The following is a 15,584-nucleotide window of genomic DNA, read 5'->3' as shown; positions in this document are numbered from 1 at the left end:
GGCTAGTGACTTGGCGCATTGATTGGTGCAACCTGCCTGCCATTCACCGCCTGAGGTGGCGGTGCAGCAACCCCGATAAAGGACTATGTATGACCCTCATTCCTGCGCGTTCCCTGCTTCTGGTGTCCGGCTTGCTCCTGAGTTCGCTGTGCCTGGCCGAGGCTGAGCCAGGCAGCGAAAGCACCATCAAGGACTCTGCCAAGTCAGCCGTCTCGTCAGCCATCTCGGCAGGCAAGAACCTCTTGGGCGGCGTCAGCGAAGGTGTGCTCGATGGTCGCCAATCGGCGCAAGGCGTCGACGGTGCGTCGATCATTTCCTCCCGTGAGCAAATGAAAGGCCGCGTCGAGGTCCAGGTATTGAAGACCGAAGCCGTCGGCGACAGCTTCAACGTCACCCTGGGTTTCAAGAACAGCAGCGACAGCCAGTTGCGGCTGATCAACCTCAAGCAGACCGGCGCCCTGCTGGCGATCGACCAGGACGGTTACGCCAACAACCTGACTGTCAGCCTCGACAACCCGGACGAAGTCACCATCCCGGCCAAGGCGGCAGTGCGGCAGAAGTTCGTGTTTGAGGGGCCGATCGAGAGTTCGAGTTCGGTGCGGGTCTGGGGCCAGGATTATTCGGTCAAGAAGTAACCTGACAGCCCCCGCTGTTTGTCGTCGAGCCGGCGGCTACTGCATAGCTACCGGCTCCCGAGCTTCAGCCCAACTCGCCACACAGGTCGAGTTCCACCAGGCGCCGCACTTCGGCGGTTTCCAGCCCGGCGCCGAGCAGCGCATTGAGCTTGCCGAACGCCGCTTCGCGGGTCATGCCGCCACCGGACAGCACGCCCACGCCGCGCAGGCGGCTGCCGGCTTCGTAGATGTCCAGCTCGACACCGCCTTCATGGCACTGGGTCACGGCCAGCACCACGATGCCTTGCTGCTGTGCGCGCTTGAGGCTGGCGAGGAACGCCGGGTTGTCGCTGGGGCCGGTGCCGCTGCCGAAGCATTCCAGCACCAGGGCCTGGATGCCGCTGTCGAGCACGCCGTCCAGCAGATCGGCGCCGATGCCGGGGAACAGCGGCAGTACGCCGACCTTGGCCAGTTGCCTGGCTTGGCGGTAATCCAGCCCGGCGGGAATCGCCTCGGCCCTGGCGCCGCCGCCATTGCGCTTCAGGGCGGCGAACGGGTGACGGCCGAAGCTGCGGATTTTCGCGCAGCGGGTCGGTGCCAGCAGCTCGCCGTGGAAGTACAGGTGCACCCCGGGGCCAGGCCCTGGCCCAGGGCCGACAGGGCGCCGCTGAGGTTTTCCCAGGCATCGCTGTCGGGCACACCCGCTGGCAGCATCGAGCCGGTGAACACCACGGGCGCCGGCAGGCCCAGCAACTGGAAGCTCATGGCGGCGGCGCTGTAGGCCAGGGTATCGGTGCCATGGAGGATCAGCACGCTGTCGCAGCCCTGGTCCACGGCTTCGACCACCGCTTCACGCAGGCGCTGCCAGTAGTCGGGGGTCATGTTGGCGCTGTCGATCAGCGGCGCCATCTCGCGAAAGCGCCAGGCCGGCAGCACCAGCCCGGGCTGGCTGTCGAGGTAGGCGCGCATGCGCACGTCGAAACCCGAGGCCGGGGCCAGGCCGTCGGCGCTGGCCTGCATGCCGATGGTGCCGCCGGTGTAGAGCACCATGACGTGCTGGGCGCCAGGGTAGGTCGAAGGGGTCATGGGATTCTCCGAAACGGTGAGTACCTGTGGGAGCGGGCAAGCCCGCTCGCACATTTATCGCACTGTAACCGACGGGTGCAGAGGATGCGCCCGTCGTTCACCCGTCAGCGTTGCGCTGCGGGCACGCCTTGCGGCTCGGCCTCGGCGGTGGCCGAGGGTTCGGCGGGCCAGGCCTTCAGGTCCAGGTCCAGATCGGCGAACTTGCGCGAGTCGAACACCGGCTGGGCGACGCCGGCGCGGCGCTGCTCGTCGTAGTCGCGCATCACCCGCAGGCCGACCTTGAACAGCATGGCCAGGGCCACCAGGTTGACGAAGGCCAGGCAGGTCATGGTGATGTCGGCGAAGGCGAACACGGTCGAAAGGTCCTGCATCGAACCCCATACCACCAGCGCCAGCACCAGGCCGCGGAACAGCATCAGCACGGTGCGGTTGCGGGTGAGGAACTGCAGGCTGTTCTCGCCCAGGTAGTAGTTGTAGAGGATGCAGGTGAAGACGAACAGCGACAGCGCGACGCTGACGAACAGGCGACCCCAGTCACCGACCACGGCGGCCAGCGAGTTCTGGGTCAGGACAATGCCGTCGCCTTCGAAGCCCGGGGTGTAGAAGCCCGACAGCAGGATCAGCAGCGCGGTGCAGGTGCAGATCACGAAGGTGTCGAGGAACACGCTGAAGGCCTGGACCACGCCCTGGGCGCCCGGGTGCTTCACGGCGGCCACGGCAGCGACGTTGGGCGCACTGCCCAGGCCCGCTTCGTTGGCGAACACGCCACGCTTCACGCCCATGACGATGGCGCTGCCGAGCAGGCCGCCGAAGGCCGGGTCGAGGCCGAAGGCGCTCTTGATGATGGTCTCCAGCATGGCCGGCACTTGTTCGATCTGGGTGCCGATCACGTACAGGGTCACGGCGATGTAGGCCAGGGTCTTGATCGGGACCAGCAGGTCGGACACTGCGGCGATGCGCTTGATGCCGCCGATGAAGGTAATGGCCAGCAGCACCGCCAGGACGATGCCGGTGTGGCTTGGGTCGAAGGCAAAGGCGTCCTGCAGCGAGTGCGTCACGGTGTAGGACTGCAGGCCGATGAAGGCGAAGCCGTAGGTGACCAGCAGCAGGATGGAGAACACCACCGCCATGCCTTTGCGCTTCAGGCCGTGCTCGATGTAGTAGGCCGGGCCGCCGCGGTACAGGCCGTCGCCGTCGGCGCGTTTGTAGACCTGGGCCAGGGTGCACTCGAAGAAGCTGCTGGACATGCCGACCAGTGCGGTCACCCACATCCAGAACACCGCGCCAGGGCCGCCCAGGGTCACGGCGATACCGACACCGGCGATGTTGCCTGCGCCCACCCGGCCGGCGAGGCTGAGCATCAGCGCCTGGAACGAGCTGAGCTGGCCGCCGCTGCTTTTCAGGCTGTCGCGGAACACCGCGAACATGTGGAGGAAGTGGCGCAATTGAACGAAACGCGAGCGGATCGTGAAGTAGCTGCCGAGCCCGACAATGAGCACGATCAGCACTTTCCCTGAGAGGAAGTCGTTGATGACTTCGAGCATGGATTATTCCTCGCTGTTTTTTGTGTAGGCAAAAGCAGAGCGGACGGAAACATTCTGTTACACCGCTGATTGCACGCACGGCAAAGCGGTGGGGCGATTGTTCGTCCCGGTTCTCTATTCGCGGGTTGTTATTAGTTCGGGTTTCCCGTGGGTTTGAGCCTCGTTACCGACGGCTGACCACGTGAAGAGGGGGCGCACTATACCGGTGCGCGGGCTCGCCGTCTGCATGTTGCGCGTCGAGCCGAGGAACGGCAGGCTGTACGGGGGGCTGAATCGGTTCTTGTCGCGCCCCTCAAAACCCCGCGAACAGGGGCCTCAAGGGGCCCGCATCATCCCCGCGATACCGTTGCCAACCGTAGGAGCTGGCTTGCCAGCGAAGGGGCCCGTTTGAGCGGCGCCCGTCTTGAAGGCTTGTTCGCCGGCAAGCCGGCTCCTACGGGATTACAGCCAGAATTCCTCTCGGCGTTCTTGGAAGTCCTTCAGTTCACCTTGTTCCAGTAATTGGCGAATCCACGGCCCCAGCAGATCCAGCGAGCTGTCCAGAGGGGTGGGCCGGTGCCAGCGCAGCGGCACCTGGGCAAAGCGCTGCTGGTTGGCGCTGACTTTTTCCAGGATCTGCCGGTCCTGCTTGAGGATCACCTTGAACAAGGGTTGCAACACAGCGCGCTTGAGCCAGCCCGGCAAGCGGCCGCGGGCCGTGGCGATGCGCGCGAACAGGCGCAGTTCGCCCTCGGCGGCCGGGCTGAGCCAGGCGCTGACCAGCAGGTTGAGCCGTCCCTGGCGGTCGCGGTATTCGATTTCCGCCAGCCCCGGCAGGCGAAAGCGCCCCATGCTGAGGCCGCGTTCGCCTTCGAACAGTCGGGAGATCAGTCCGGATTGGGTGCCTTCTTCGCTGTATTGGGCTTCGACCCCGTCTTCCAACTGATGCACCCAGGCACGAATGCGCTGGCGCTGGCGGTCGTGGCGAATCCATCCGGCATGCACGAAGTGGGTGTGGAAGCCGTCGAGGAAGTTCTCCGCGGCGTCCTGCAAGCTGCACTGCACTCGGTCGCTGATCCAGAACACATCCAGGGCCTGGGCCTGCTCGGCGGCGGCCACCGGCGGGGCATTCGGCCGTTCGCTGGCGAGGCTGGCCCAGACCAGCCCCTGGGTTTCGCAGCTGTGCAGCGGCTGCAACAAGGGCTGGCTGCACCGCTGCTGCTCCTGGCCGGGCAGCTGAGTACAACGGCCCTGGGGGTCGAAGCGCCAGCCGTGGTACGGGCACTGGAGCTGCCCGTCGCGCACCCGCCCGGCGCTCAGTGGCGCAAAGCGGTGGGGGCAGCGGTCCGGCAGCACGGCGGCGGCGCCGTCGGCATCGCGAAACAGCACCAGCGGTACGCCGTGCAGGGTGCAGGCCAGGGGCTGCTTGTGCAGCTGCCGGCTCAGGGCGACGGGCCACCAGCCCGCGTGACTGTTCACAGTTTGAGCTTCCTCATCAGCGGTACGCCGATTCGTTGCAGCAGCAGGCTCATCAGTTGCAACACCAGGCGCCGCGGCCAGGGCAGGTGGGCGACGTGGATCAGGCTGTATTCGATCTCTGGCTCACCGCCGCGCAGGCGCTTGAAGGCGGCGGCGCCGGAACTGAAGTTGAGCACCTGACGGCGGTTCACCGCCTCTTGCAGGCACAGCCTAGTCAGCTGCCGGTACAGGCCGGCGCGCTGGGGCAGGGCGGTGTCGTAGCCGACGATGGGGGTGCTGATCAGCGCGCTGTTGGCGAACCAGCCCAGGGCGCCGTCAATGCGCCCTTCGGCGTTGCGCAGGGCGCGCACATCCAGCCAGCCTTCGGCCTGCCCGCGTTGCAGCCAGTGGGCGCTGTAGTGGGGGTTGAGGCGGCTGTATTTGTCCAGGTAGAGCAGGTTGTACAGCTGCTCGATGCGCTGGAAGTCAGCCTCGTTCAACTCGCTGCCGGGCACCACCGTATACGGGCTGCGGCGCAGCAGGGTGGCATCCAGGCGAGTGTTGTGGTGGCGCAGGAAGGCTGAATGTTCGCCCTCGCGGCCGTCGAACAGGTACACCTGACGGCTGGGAATCGCCAGGTAGCCCAGGGCTTGCAGGCGCTTGCGCAGTTCGCGGTTGTTGAAGTCGTTGAGCGAGCGAAAGCCAAAGCCGTGGTCGGGAAACTGCCGGCGCAGCAGTTCGGTGATCGCCGGCAAATCCGAACCATCCCAATCGGCGGGGTAGAGGTTGGTCGACAACAGCCAGTTATTGACCTGCACCAGGCGGTCGACCTTGGCCGCGCTCAGTAGTCGGTCCACGCCCTGGGTCAGCAGCTTCAAGGGCCAGGCCAGCCAGGGCCGTTTCAGGCGCTGCAGTTCTTCCCGGGCGTAGCCGCTGTAGGCGGTTTGCGGCGAGACCACGTAACAGTTATCCACAGGGTCGTGGCCGTGGTTGATGCTCACCGGGAACTGATGATGGCCGGTGTCCAGCAGGGCCAGGGCGGTGCTGACGTTGCCGATCAGCGCGCCGCCGGCGCAGGTGCGCACGTATTGCCGGGCGTGGCTGTCGCCGGTGCTCGGGGGCTCAAGGGCCAGTTGCTCGGGCAGCAACAGTTTCATCGGCGCGGCGCTCCCAGGGGTTGGCCGTTCCACTCGATATCGGCGGTGGAGGCGGCCAGCAGCCCGCAGCGGCGGGTCAGGGCGCGGCCGATGATCTCGCTCAGGCTCAGCAGCTGGGCGGTCAGCGGGCCGCGATCGCCGTCCTGGACGATCACGTCCCGGGCTTGTTGGTAGTCGTGCCAGAACGTGCGGCTCAAGGCCCGTTGCGGCGCCGCCAGAAGCAGCATGGCCAGGGCGATCATCCGCGGTTCCAGGGTCGCCTCCAGTGCTGCGTCGGCTTCGCTGCCCAGCGCCGCTACCAACTGCACGCGCTGGTCGTCGAACAGGTGCACGCCGCTGGTGGCTCTGGGGTTGCACTCCAGGACATGGAAGCGGCCCTGCTGGTCTTCGATGAAGTCGAAACCCACCTGCCCGGTGTAGCCGGTGGCCTGGCCGAACTGCTCAAGAAAGGCGCGGATCGGCGCCGGGGCGCAGCTGTGAAAGTAGATCCCCGAGCCGCGCCCGACCCGGTAGCACGGCTGGTAGCTGCTGTGGGCGCGCAACTGGCCATCCACCAGCACGCTGAAGCTGCAGTACTCCTGGCCGGGGACAAAGCGCTGGGCCACCCAGGGCGCATCGCTACTGGGCCGGACTTTCGCCAGTTGCGCCGGGCTCGGGCGGATCAGGGTCTGGGAGGCGAAGCGCGAATAGGCCGGCTTGAATACCAGGGTGTCGTGCTCCGCCGCCAGCGCTTGCAACGCGGCCGGGTCATGCAGCACCCGGGTCGGCGGCGCGGCCACGTCCCAGCCCTGGGTCATGGCAGCAAAATCGCCCTTGTGATGCAGGCGGTGCAGCAGCTCGAAATCACTGGTGAACACCCGGCACAAAGGCCGCAGGCGCTCCAGGCCGTGGGCCAGGTAGAACACCTCTTCGCAGGTGGGCAGCAGCAGGTCGATGGCCTGTTGGCGGATGACCCCCGCCAGGGCTTCGATCCAGGCCTCGGGGTCGTGGCGGGGTTCCGGCAGGCGCACGAAGTGCTCGGCGGCGCGGCTGAAGCGGCTCAGGGGTTGGGCCAGGGAATCGGCCACGGTCACTGTCCAGCCGGCTTGGCTAAAGGCCCGGGCCCACTCCAGGCAGGCCGGGGCCCGGGCGCCGAGAATCAATACACGCATGGCAGTCCCTCGGGAAGTTGCAGCATCAGCAGGCGGCGTCTTTTCGCTTGTGGCGGTGGTGCCTGCCAGTGGCCGAAGCTCAGCTGCGGCGCCTGCAGCCCTTGTTGCGCGCAGAGTTCGGCCAGGGCTTCGCTCAAGCGCTGGCACAGCCCGTGGTAGTCGCCCGAGGTACGCAGGTTGGCCTGCCAGAGCAGCCCGCGCTGGTGAATCTGGTATTCCTCCAGTTCCGCCCCCAGCATCAGCAGGGCCCGGCGCAATACGTCAGGGTAGAGCGGTGCCAGTTGCTGGCCTTCGAGCCGGGGCAGCCAGAGGATCTCGTCGGCCCGGCCTTCCACGGCGGCAATCGCCCGCTCCGCACGGCCACAGGGGCAGGGCGCGCTGGCCACCCGCAGGATGTCGTTGAGGCGATAACGCGCGATCAGCTGCGTACGCCGGGAAAAGTCGGTGATGATCGGCTGGAAGCGCGTGCGCTCAGGGTCCAGCCATTGCGGCTCGATGTGCAGGTGGCTTTCATTCAGGTGCAGGGTGCCGGCCTCGCAGGTGTAGCCGAGGAAGCCTTCGCTGGCCTGATAGATCTGCTGCGGCTTGCGCCCGAAGGCTTGCTGCACCAGCTCGGCGTCGGTGCTTTCCAGCACTTCGGCTACCGACAGGATGTGCCGTGGGCGGATCGTCAGCTGCCCGGCCAGGGCCGCCTGGGCCAGCCCCCGCAGCACTGTGGCCGGGGCCACCAGCACGTCCGGGTTCTGTTGGTTGAGGCGTTCCAGGGAGGCGGCCAGGCCCAGGGTCAGGTCATGAAAGGCGAAGTCGATGCGGCGGCTGGCCAGGGTGGTGTACAGGCGGCTGTTGGCTCGCAGGAAGAAGGCGATCCGCAGCGGCGCCAGCCAGGGGCACAGCAGCCGGGGCAGCAGGGCCCGGGGCAGAGTGCGCGCCAGCAGGATGCCGGCCCAGCGCTGGCGTTCCACGCTGCTGACCAGGAACACCCCCTGGGCCCCCGAGGTGCCGCTGGACAGGCCCACGGTGATGTCCCCCAGGGTCGGGCTGAAGTCCCGGGAACGTTCCGCCTGCAGGGCCACCGGCAACACCTGTTCCAGGCTCAGGGCGCGGGTGTTGAAGGCGGCGAAGTCGCTCATCAGGGCGGCTTTGTCCATGAGCGGCAAGTTGTGCAGGCCGTCTTGGGTCAGCCCGTTGAAGCGCTGGCCACGGGGCAGGACTTTGGCCATGAAGTGCCGCAGGCGCCGGGCCTGCCAGGCTTCCAGCCGCTCGCGACGGCGAAAGCGCAGGGCGTAGCGGCTGAACACGAAGGCGCCGATGCTGCGCAGGGTGCCCACAAGACGCTCACTGTTCATGGGCGAACGCCTCCCAGGCCTGGGTGCAATGGGACGGCAGCACCGCCACCGCCGGTTCGCGGCGGATCAACTGGCCCAGGCCGTGGTAGGTGCGCACGTACTGCTGACGGTCGGCGCTGGCAAACCACAGCGCCGGGGCGGCGGGCAGGCGTTCGGCGCGGCAGGCCGGCACCGACCAGCAGGCGTCGGCCACCAGGAACACCGGCCGGCCCTGGGCGTCGGGGATGAACAGGCCCAGCTGGCCTTTGCTGTGCCCCGGTAGCGGCACGCCGATCAGGCTGCCATCGCCGAACAGGTCCAGGCCTTGCTCGAAGGGCGCCATCCAGCTTGGCAGCGCACAGCTGGGGCTGGCTTCGGCCAGGCGCAGGCGGGCGCTGAAGTCGTCCGGCAGCAAGCTCGGCAGATGGCCGCCAAGGGTGGCGCGCCAACGCTGGCCGCGCAGGCTGTCGATATGCCGGTAATCGGCTTCCAGGGCGATAAAGCGCGCATTGGCAAAATCCCGCAGCCCGGCGATATGGTCGGCGTGGAAGTGGGAAATGATCACGTAGCGGATATCCCCCGGGCCGATGCCCAGCTCATGCAGCTGCGCCCCCAACTGCTCGACCACCGGCAACTGCACCGGCACTGCGCTGCGGTACAGGCGCTCGGGCAGGGCGCGGGTGGCCTGGAAGAAGTGCTCGGCGTAGCCGGTGTCGTACAAAATCCAGCCGTGCTCCGGGTGCTGGATCAGCCCGCACAGTGCCGGAAATTGCACCGGCGCCAGGCGCCCGCCGCGGTCGGCCATGCATTCCAGGTGCTGGCACCAGCCGGCCCGCAGGATCTTCAAGCTGACGCTGCGGCTCATGGTTTTTGTCTCTGTTGGGCCAGCCACCATTGGGCGTGCTGGGCAATGCCCTGGTCCTGGCTGATCACCGGGCGATAGCCCAGCTCGCGCTGGATGGCGCTGATGTCCAGGGTCTGACTGAAGGCCAGGACGCCTGCGCCGTAGCGGGTGATCAGGGGTTCGGCGCCGTTGCCCAGCCGTGCCTTGAGCTCCAGCAGGCGCGCCACGCCATGCACCAGAGGCCAGGGCAGGCGACGGGTGCGCAGCGGCAGGCGGAAGTGCTCGGCCATCTGTTGCAGCAGGTCCTTGAAGGCCAGGGGCGTGCCGTTGCTCAGGTTGTAGACGCACAGCGGGCGCGGCAGGGGCCGGGTCAGGGCCAGCCACACCGCGTGCACCAGATTGTCGACGCAGGTCAGGTCCAGCTGTGCCTGGCCGCCGCGCATCAGTGGAATCGCCCCCCGTTGCATCACCCGCAGCAGGCGCGGCATCAGGGTTGCGTCCCAGGGGCCGAACACCGCCCGGGGGCGCAGGATCACGCATTCGGGCAGCTTGGCGTCTGCCAGCAGGGTTTCGGCCTGGGCCTTGCTGCGGGCGTAGTCATTCACCGGTGGTGGCAGCGGCTGGTCTTCGCGGATGCCCAGGCGATCACTGAAGTTGAAATACAGGCTGGGGGTGGAGATATGCACCAGCCGCGGGATGCGGTTCTTGCCGCAGGCGTGGATCACCTCGGCGGTGGAGTCGAGGTTGGCCCGGGCAAACGCTTGGGGCGAACCCCAGGGTGAAGACAAGGCGGCGCAATGCACGATGGCGTCATGCTCGCGGCTGGCATCGGCCAGCAGGCGTTTGGCCAACGGGCTGCCGTGCTCCAGGGGCAGCCAGCGCACGGGCGCCGGGCTGTGGGCAATGACTTGCGCCGCCGCCTCGGGGTTGCGCCCGCTGAACTGCACCTCGCAGCCTTCGGCGGCCAGCTTCCAGACCAGATGCCGTCCGATAAAACCGGTGCCGCCGGTGACCAGGATCTTCATCAGTACTCCAGGATCATGCCGCCGAGGGACAGGCCCGCGCCGGTGCCGATCAGCATCAGGGTTTGTCCGCGTTGAATGCGCCCGTCGCGCACCGCGATATCCAGAGCGGTGGGCAGGGACGCCGCCACCTGATTGCCATGCCGGGCAAAGATATCGATGACTTTCTCCGGCCCCAGGCTCAGGCGTTTGGCCGCATGCTGCATGGCCTGTTGGCTGGCTTGATGGGGGATGATCCAGTCGATCTGCGCAAGGGACAGTGCGGCTTGCTGCAGCAAATCGTCCATCAGTTCGGGCAGGTGCTTGGCCGCGAGGCGGAACACGCCTTTGCCCTGCATGGTGAAACTGGTCAGGGGCTCGAACGGCACTTGGATGCGCCGCGGATGAAAGCGCGAACCGCCGGCGGGGATCTGGCACAGCGCGGCGCCTTCGGCGTAGGTCTTGAGGCGCGAGGCGAGGATCTTCGGGCCGCCGTCGCCCGCTTCCAGCACCACCGCTGCCGCGCCGTCGCCGAAGATGCCGCAGACTTCCACCTGCTGCCAGTCCAGGCCGCAGGAGGCGATGTCGGCGCACACCAGCAGCACGCGCCGGTAATGCCCGGCCTGGATCGGCCAGGACAGGGTGTCCAGGGCGGCAATAAAGCCCAGGCAGCTGGCGTTGATGTCCATGGCCGCAATGCCCGACTGACCCAGGCCCAGCTCCCGTTGCAGCAGCGCCGCATTGCAGGGCATGCCCTGATCCATGGTGCCGCTGGCGCAGACGATCAGGTCCAGCTGTTCAAGCGCCAGGCCCGCCGCGTGCAGGGCCTGGAGCGCGGCGCTGGCGCCGAGGCTGGCGGCGGTGTCCGCAGGATCGGCGACGTGGCGCTGCTGCACTCCGCTGATGCGCGCCACGCTGCCGGTTTCCAGGCCGAGCTGGCGGTCCAGCTCGGCACTGGTGACCACCCGCTGCGGCAGGGCGTGGCCGGTGCCGAGGATGGCCAGGGCGCGGGCCGGGCGAGGGGAGGACGCTGATGTGTGCATGCAAATTCCGTGTGTGTGGGCGTCGGGGCTGGCGTTGAGAGAGGCGGTTAGTGCGCTGGCAGTGCCGCCGGGCATTGGCTCAGGAAGGCTTGCAGCCCCTGCTGGTAGGCCTCGGTGGGCATCAGGTCAGTGTGTTTGGCGATGAAGCAGGCCACGCCTTGACGCTCCATATCGGCGTCCGCCACGAGGTAGAAGTCGGGAATTTCCTGCACGCTTGCGATCTGCTTCCAGGCCAGGCTGCTCTGACCTCCGCGGGTGTTGAGCAGGGTGAAGCCCTGGTCGTCGAAGTTCAGGCAATAGGTGCCTTCGACGGCCCGCAACCGGGTTTCGATCAGGCGCTGACTCAACCCGCGCAGCGGCGCTTGGGGCTTGATCGGGGTGGCGGCAATACGGGCTTGCAGGTGCTTGATCCAGCGTCCGGAAAAGCGCCACCACAGGGGGATGAAGATCAAGGCGAACGCCACCATGGCGATGACCTTCTCCGCGGTGAAGTTGCGCTCGGGGAAATAGATCGACAGGCAGCCGCCGATCAGGCACAGGGTGAACATCACGGGACCGATAAAGCGGCTTTGCCACCGGGCAAATGTGCTCATGGCCCGGACATGCTGCTGATCATCCTTGAGCAATTCCTGCTTCAGCGGTTCGGCAATCCAGGCTTCGGTGTGGGCGGGGGTGATGCGGTAGTGCAATTCCATGGGGGCTGAATCCGAGGTCCGTGTTCGGTGAGGGCGGCAGTCTACCGGCTTCTGGGGTGTGTTGAGCAGCGGCGTGTGCGTCAACGCCAAGCGGCTGTTCAGGCTGGAAACTGCTCCAGATGTTGCTCCACCCACTGGTACAGGCGCTCGTCCAGCTGCGGCCGCTGCTGGTTGAAGTGGTCCTGGCAGAGGTTGAAGAACGGGTCCTGGTTGATGCGCATGGCCAGCTCGACGGGGCCTTCGCTCCCGGCGTGGGCGGCTCGTAGCTGCTGCTGGCGCTGATCGGCCTGCTCCAGGGTGTCCGCCAGGGCGTCCAGATGCAGGAGCCTGAACTGAGCGATGGCCTGGGGCAGATGAAAGTGCAGGGCGCTATCGAAGCCTTCCCAGTCCTCGAAGGCCAGCCATTCGTGCAGGACCATGAAGCAGCGCAGTGCCGGGGCCAGCGCCTCCAGTCGTTGCAAATCCAGCCAGTACTGACGCGGCAGCTGCTCGGCGGTTTCGATGGCCTGGGCGATCAGGTCCAGGGCCTGGCCCGGGTCCCGGTGGTGCTTGCGCAGGATGCGCTGGGTCAGGGTGAAGCGCGCTTCTTCTATAGCGTGCAGGGCGCAGTTCAGGTCGTAACCGGCGTTGAGCAAGTGTTCTCGTGCTTGCTCGGGGGGCAGGTCGGATTTGTCTACCAGCACCTGCAACAGCTCGGCTTTGTAGAGCTCGGCGGCTTGCTGCGGATTATTGGCGCAGCGGGCGAGCAGGGTCTGGGCATGGCGCAGGCCGATGGGGATCAGTTTGCGCAGTTGTTGCAGAGCTTGGGTGTGCGTCGGGTCCATCGACTGCGGTGCCTCGGGGATGGCGGATGTTTGAGAGAGGCGATTATCCACTGCGGGCGATGGATTGTGCTGGTTTAAAACAAGGGACCATAACGCTGGCAAGCCAGCTCCTACGGGGGGATACGCGGTGTGTAGGAGCCGACTTGCCGGCGAAGGCGTCGGCCGGGATGCCGCTGAAGGCAGGGCAGGCCTCTTCGCTGGCAAGCCAGCTCCTACGGGGCGGTGTTTAGGCGGGGCCGGGGCGGGCGCCGTCGAGCAGGGCGTCCACCACGGCGCGGGCCATTTCCACGGAATGCACCATGGACCAGATCAGCCCGCGTTCGATGCCGCTGGCCCGTTCGGTGATTTCATCGGACACCTCTTCGGCGCATTTGAGCAGCAAGGAAACGTGCATCAGGGCGTCTTCGGCATTCACCTGGGGCTGTACGGCGAACAGCGGGTGGCCCTGGGCGTCGCGCAGGCCGAAGGGGCGATGGCGGGTGCCGTGCAAGGCGGCCAGCAGGTTGGCGTTGGCGCGGTCCAGCTCCGGGTCGCGGCGCGGATGATCGGTGGGCAAGGGTGGATCGGGGACGAGCTTTTTCATGACGGTCACTCACTCAGTAGTTAACGGACTGCCGAGCTCACTTCCACATGAGGGGTGGCAGTTGTGCGAGGGTGTGGAAGACCGGGACTGAGTAACCCAGCACACCCGAAGGTGTCCCGCGCACAACCGCCATAAAGCGATGCCGACGACAATGCGTCGAGCCATGCTCATGAGCGCTCATGCTTACTCAGGTCCGAACTTCCACATCCGGGCCGCTGATTTGGCAGCGGCACCGGGAGACTGCCTGATCGTTCGAAGGGGTACAAGGCGCTCAAAGGCGTGGGGGATTCTCTCGGATTTGCCCTACAAAACAAAGCGAAACGGCTCCAGCGCTGGGCGGCATTCCCTGATCAATCGGCTAATGGGCAGGGGGTGATAGGGGCTTTGTTGAGTGTACGAGTGGGGTAGGCCAGCCAGAGTGTGCTGGCAGGTTTTGCGGCCCCTGCGGTGCCGTTCGCAGCCTCGCGGGCTTGGCAGCGGCTACAAATGAGGTCGCGGGCGCAGTTCAGGTGGGGTGGTGTAGCCGCTGTCGCAGGCTGCGATCGGCCGCGAAGCGGGCGCGGCGATTTCAACGGCAGGAGAAAAAAACGCAGGCAAAAAAAAGGGCCTGGAGACGAAGCTCCAAGCCCTCAAAAGGTGAGAGGTGTCTAGTCCCTCAACCTGGTGAGCGGTGTTGCATGTTTCGGGGTCGCGGCGGTCAGGCTTTCAGCGGAACCAGACGCGGGGCAATCATGTTTTCCGGACGCAGGATGTCGTCGAGCATGGCGTCGTCCAGCAGGCCTTCTTCGCGCACCAGTTCCAGTACGCCACGGCCACTTTCCAGGGCGATGCGGGCGATACGGGTGGCGTTTTCATAGCCGATGTACGGGTTCAGCGCGGTGACCAGGCCGATGGAGTGCTCCACCAGTTCGCGGCAACGGGTTTCGTTGGCGGTGATGCCGGTGATGCAGTGCTCGCGCAGCATGTCCATGGCGCGTTGCAGCAGGCGGATCGAGTCGAAGATCTTGAAGGCGATCAGCGGCTCCATCACGTTCAGTTGCAGCTGGCCGCCTTCGGCCGCGATGGTCAGGGCCAGGTCGTTGCCGATGATCTGGAACGCCACTTGGTTGACCGCTTCCGGGATGACCGGGTTGACCTTGCCGGGCATGATCGAGCTGCCGGGCTGACGCGCTGGCAGGTTGATTTCGTTGATGCCGGTGCGTGGGCCGCTGGACAGCAGGCGCAGGTCGTTGCAGATCTTCGACAGCTTGACCGCGGTGCGCTTGAGCATGCCGGAGAACAGCACGAAGGCGCCCATGTCGGAGGTGGCTTCGATCAGGTCGGCAGCCGGTACCAGCGGCTGGCCGCTGATGGTGGCCAGGCGTTGTACGGCCAGGTGCTGGTAGCGCGGGTCGGCGTTGATGCCGGTGCCGATGGCGGTGCCGCCCAGGTTGACTTCGGTCAGCACTTCCGGCGCCAGGGTCTTCAGGCGAGCCAGGTCTTCACCCAGGGTGGTGGCGAAGGCGTGGAATTCCTGGCCGAGGGTCATCGGCACGGCGTCTTGCAGCTGGGTACGGCCCATCTTCAGGACGTGGCTGAATTCCTGGCCCTTGGCGGCGAACGCCTGGATCAGGCTGTCGAGGCTGGCCAGCAGCGCGTCGTGACCCAGCAGCAGACCCAGGCGGATCGCGGTCGGGTAGGCGTCGTTGGTGGACTGCGCCATGTTCACGTCGTTGTTCGGGTGCAGGTACTGGTATTCGCCCTTGCTGTGGCCCATGGCCTCCAGCGCGATGTTGGCGATGACTTCGTTGGCATTCATGTTGGTCGAAGTGCCAGCGCCGCCTTGAATCATGTCCACCACGAACTCTTCGTGGAAGTCGCCGCGGATCAGGCGGGCACAGGCCTCGCTGATGGCTGCATGCTTGGCTTCGCTCAGATGACCCAGTTCGCGGTTGGCGTCAGCAGCTGCCTGCTTGACCATTGCCAGGGCCACGACCAGTTTTGGGTAGTGCGAAATCGGAACGCCGGAGAGGCGGAAGTTGTTCACCGCTCGCAGGGTCTGGATGCCGTAATACGCTTGAGCCGGTACTTCGAGTACGCCAAGCAGGTCTTTTTCTGTGCGGAAAGATGCAGCGGAGGACATGACGGAGATCATCTCGGTAGGGACCCGGTCTGTGCCGGGAACGCTGCGAATCCTAGGCCGAAGGGATTTTTTGGGCCAATGCTGTTAAACACTGGGCTATGCATATTCGGCATAATGCCGGTGTGACGCCGGGTTGCCGGCGAGCGTGTGACCTAAAA

The 15,584-nt window shown here is 66.2% G+C and carries 13 protein-coding genes and 1 pseudogene; 1 reads left to right on the top strand and 13 read right to left on the bottom strand.

What is annotated here, in order from left to right; genetic code table 11:
• Window positions 1-89 precede the first annotated feature (89 nt).
• A complete protein-coding gene (locus KI242_RS31155) occupies window positions 90-635 on the top strand; it encodes a hypothetical protein (RefSeq protein WP_026020147.1) in 546 nt (181 codons plus the stop codon).
• Window positions 636-699: 64 nt separating this feature from the next.
• On the opposite strand, the pseudogene KI242_RS31150 reads toward KI242_RS31155, so the two are convergent.
• From KI242_RS31150 to aspA, 13 genes and pseudogenes are all read right to left on the bottom strand, one after another.
• Window positions 700-1,700: pseudogene (locus KI242_RS31150) on the bottom strand (asparaginase).
• Between the two features lie 104 nt (window positions 1,701-1,804).
• A complete protein-coding gene (locus KI242_RS31145) occupies window positions 1,805-3,244 on the bottom strand; it encodes an alanine/glycine:cation symporter family protein (RefSeq protein WP_011064304.1) in 1,440 nt (479 codons plus the stop codon).
• A gap of 441 nt (window positions 3,245-3,685) precedes the next feature.
• Window positions 3,686-4,702 carry an aromatic ring-hydroxylating dioxygenase subunit alpha gene (locus KI242_RS31140; RefSeq protein WP_212805799.1) on the bottom strand — a complete coding sequence of 339 codons (1,017 nt, stop codon included), beginning with the start codon at window positions 4,700-4,702 and terminating at the stop codon, window positions 3,686-3,688.
• Entirely contained in the window at window positions 4,699-5,838 is a 1,140-nt protein-coding gene (locus KI242_RS31135; protein ID WP_212805798.1) for a hypothetical protein, read from the bottom strand. Before KI242_RS31135 ends, KI242_RS31140 begins: the two co-directional genes overlap by 4 nt.
• Window positions 5,835-6,989 (bottom strand): ATP-grasp domain-containing protein, encoded by a 1,155-nt coding sequence (locus KI242_RS31130; protein WP_212805797.1) that lies wholly within the window; start codon window positions 6,987-6,989, stop codon window positions 5,835-5,837. Before KI242_RS31130 ends, KI242_RS31135 begins: the two co-directional genes overlap by 4 nt.
• Window positions 6,977-8,335, bottom strand: a complete 1,359-nt coding sequence (locus KI242_RS31125) for a F390 synthetase-related protein (RefSeq protein WP_212805796.1) — start codon at window positions 8,333-8,335, stop codon at window positions 6,977-6,979. The genes KI242_RS31130 and KI242_RS31125 overlap by 13 nt, the downstream gene beginning before the upstream one ends.
• Window positions 8,325-9,179 carry an MBL fold metallo-hydrolase gene (locus KI242_RS31120; RefSeq protein ID WP_212805795.1) on the bottom strand — a complete coding sequence of 285 codons (855 nt, stop codon included), beginning with the start codon at window positions 9,177-9,179 and terminating at the stop codon, window positions 8,325-8,327. The genes KI242_RS31125 and KI242_RS31120 overlap by 11 nt, the downstream gene beginning before the upstream one ends.
• The gene (locus KI242_RS31115) at window positions 9,176-10,183 is read right to left on the bottom strand and encodes an NAD(P)-dependent oxidoreductase (RefSeq protein ID WP_072451887.1); all 1,008 of its coding nucleotides are present in this window, start codon (window positions 10,181-10,183) and stop codon (window positions 9,176-9,178) included. Before KI242_RS31115 ends, KI242_RS31120 begins: the two co-directional genes overlap by 4 nt.
• Window positions 10,183-11,202, bottom strand: coding sequence for a beta-ketoacyl-ACP synthase 3 (locus KI242_RS31110; RefSeq protein ID WP_212805794.1), 1,020 nt, complete (start codon window positions 11,200-11,202; stop codon window positions 10,183-10,185). The genes KI242_RS31115 and KI242_RS31110 overlap by 1 nt, the downstream gene beginning before the upstream one ends.
• A 47-nt stretch (window positions 11,203-11,249) precedes the next feature.
• On the bottom strand, window positions 11,250-11,897 hold the full coding sequence (locus KI242_RS31105; protein ID WP_212805793.1) for a YcxB family protein: 648 nt from the start codon (window positions 11,895-11,897) through the stop codon (window positions 11,250-11,252).
• Between the two features lie 98 nt (window positions 11,898-11,995).
• Complete coding sequence (locus KI242_RS31100) at window positions 11,996-12,721, bottom strand: hypothetical protein (protein ID WP_212805792.1); 726 nt, start codon at window positions 12,719-12,721, stop codon at window positions 11,996-11,998.
• 226 nt (window positions 12,722-12,947) lie between these two features.
• Entirely contained in the window at window positions 12,948-13,304 is a 357-nt protein-coding gene (locus KI242_RS31095) for a DUF3077 domain-containing protein (protein ID WP_053154616.1), read from the bottom strand.
• A gap of 697 nt (window positions 13,305-14,001) precedes the next feature.
• Window positions 14,002-15,426 (bottom strand): aspartate ammonia-lyase, encoded by a 1,425-nt coding sequence (gene aspA, locus KI242_RS31090; RefSeq protein WP_041120431.1) that lies wholly within the window; start codon window positions 15,424-15,426, stop codon window positions 14,002-14,004.
• Between the last annotated feature and the right edge of the window lie 158 nt (window positions 15,427-15,584).

The organism is Pseudomonas sp. Eqa60, assembly GCF_018326405.1.
GTDB lineage: Bacteria > Pseudomonadota > Gammaproteobacteria > Pseudomonadales > Pseudomonadaceae > Aquipseudomonas > Aquipseudomonas protegens.
Note: the sequence above shows the minus strand (reverse complement) of the source record. Positions and strands in the feature narration are given on the sequence as shown.

Bases quoted from the DNA above. Each gene is read 5' to 3' on its own strand.
- KI242_RS31155 (WP_026020147.1), top strand. From the start codon at position 90: ATGACCCTCATTCCTGCGCGTTCCCTGCTTCTGGTGTCCGGCTTGCTC.
- KI242_RS31145 (WP_011064304.1), bottom strand. From the start codon at position 3,244: ATGCTCGAAGTCATCAACGACTTCCTCTCAGGGAAAGTGCTGATCGTG.
- KI242_RS31135 (WP_212805798.1), bottom strand. From the start codon at position 5,838: ATGAAACTGTTGCTGCCCGAGCAACTGGCCCTTGAGCCCCCGAGCACC.
- KI242_RS31130 (WP_212805797.1), bottom strand. From the start codon at position 6,989: ATGCGTGTATTGATTCTCGGCGCCCGGGCCCCGGCCTGCCTGGAGTGG.
- KI242_RS31125 (WP_212805796.1), bottom strand. From the start codon at position 8,335: ATGAACAGTGAGCGTCTTGTGGGCACCCTGCGCAGCATCGGCGCCTTC.
- KI242_RS31120 (WP_212805795.1), bottom strand. From the start codon at position 9,179: ATGAGCCGCAGCGTCAGCTTGAAGATCCTGCGGGCCGGCTGGTGCCAG.
- KI242_RS31115 (WP_072451887.1), bottom strand. From the start codon at position 10,183: ATGAAGATCCTGGTCACCGGCGGCACCGGTTTTATCGGACGGCATCTG.
- KI242_RS31110 (WP_212805794.1), bottom strand. From the start codon at position 11,202: ATGCACACATCAGCGTCCTCCCCTCGCCCGGCCCGCGCCCTGGCCATC.
- KI242_RS31105 (WP_212805793.1), bottom strand. From the start codon at position 11,897: ATGGAATTGCACTACCGCATCACCCCCGCCCACACCGAAGCCTGGATT.
- KI242_RS31100 (WP_212805792.1), bottom strand. From the start codon at position 12,721: ATGGACCCGACGCACACCCAAGCTCTGCAACAACTGCGCAAACTGATC.
- KI242_RS31095 (WP_053154616.1), bottom strand. From the start codon at position 13,304: ATGAAAAAGCTCGTCCCCGATCCACCCTTGCCCACCGATCATCCGCGC.
- aspA (WP_041120431.1), bottom strand. From the start codon at position 15,426: ATGTCCTCCGCTGCATCTTTCCGCACAGAAAAAGACCTGCTTGGCGTA.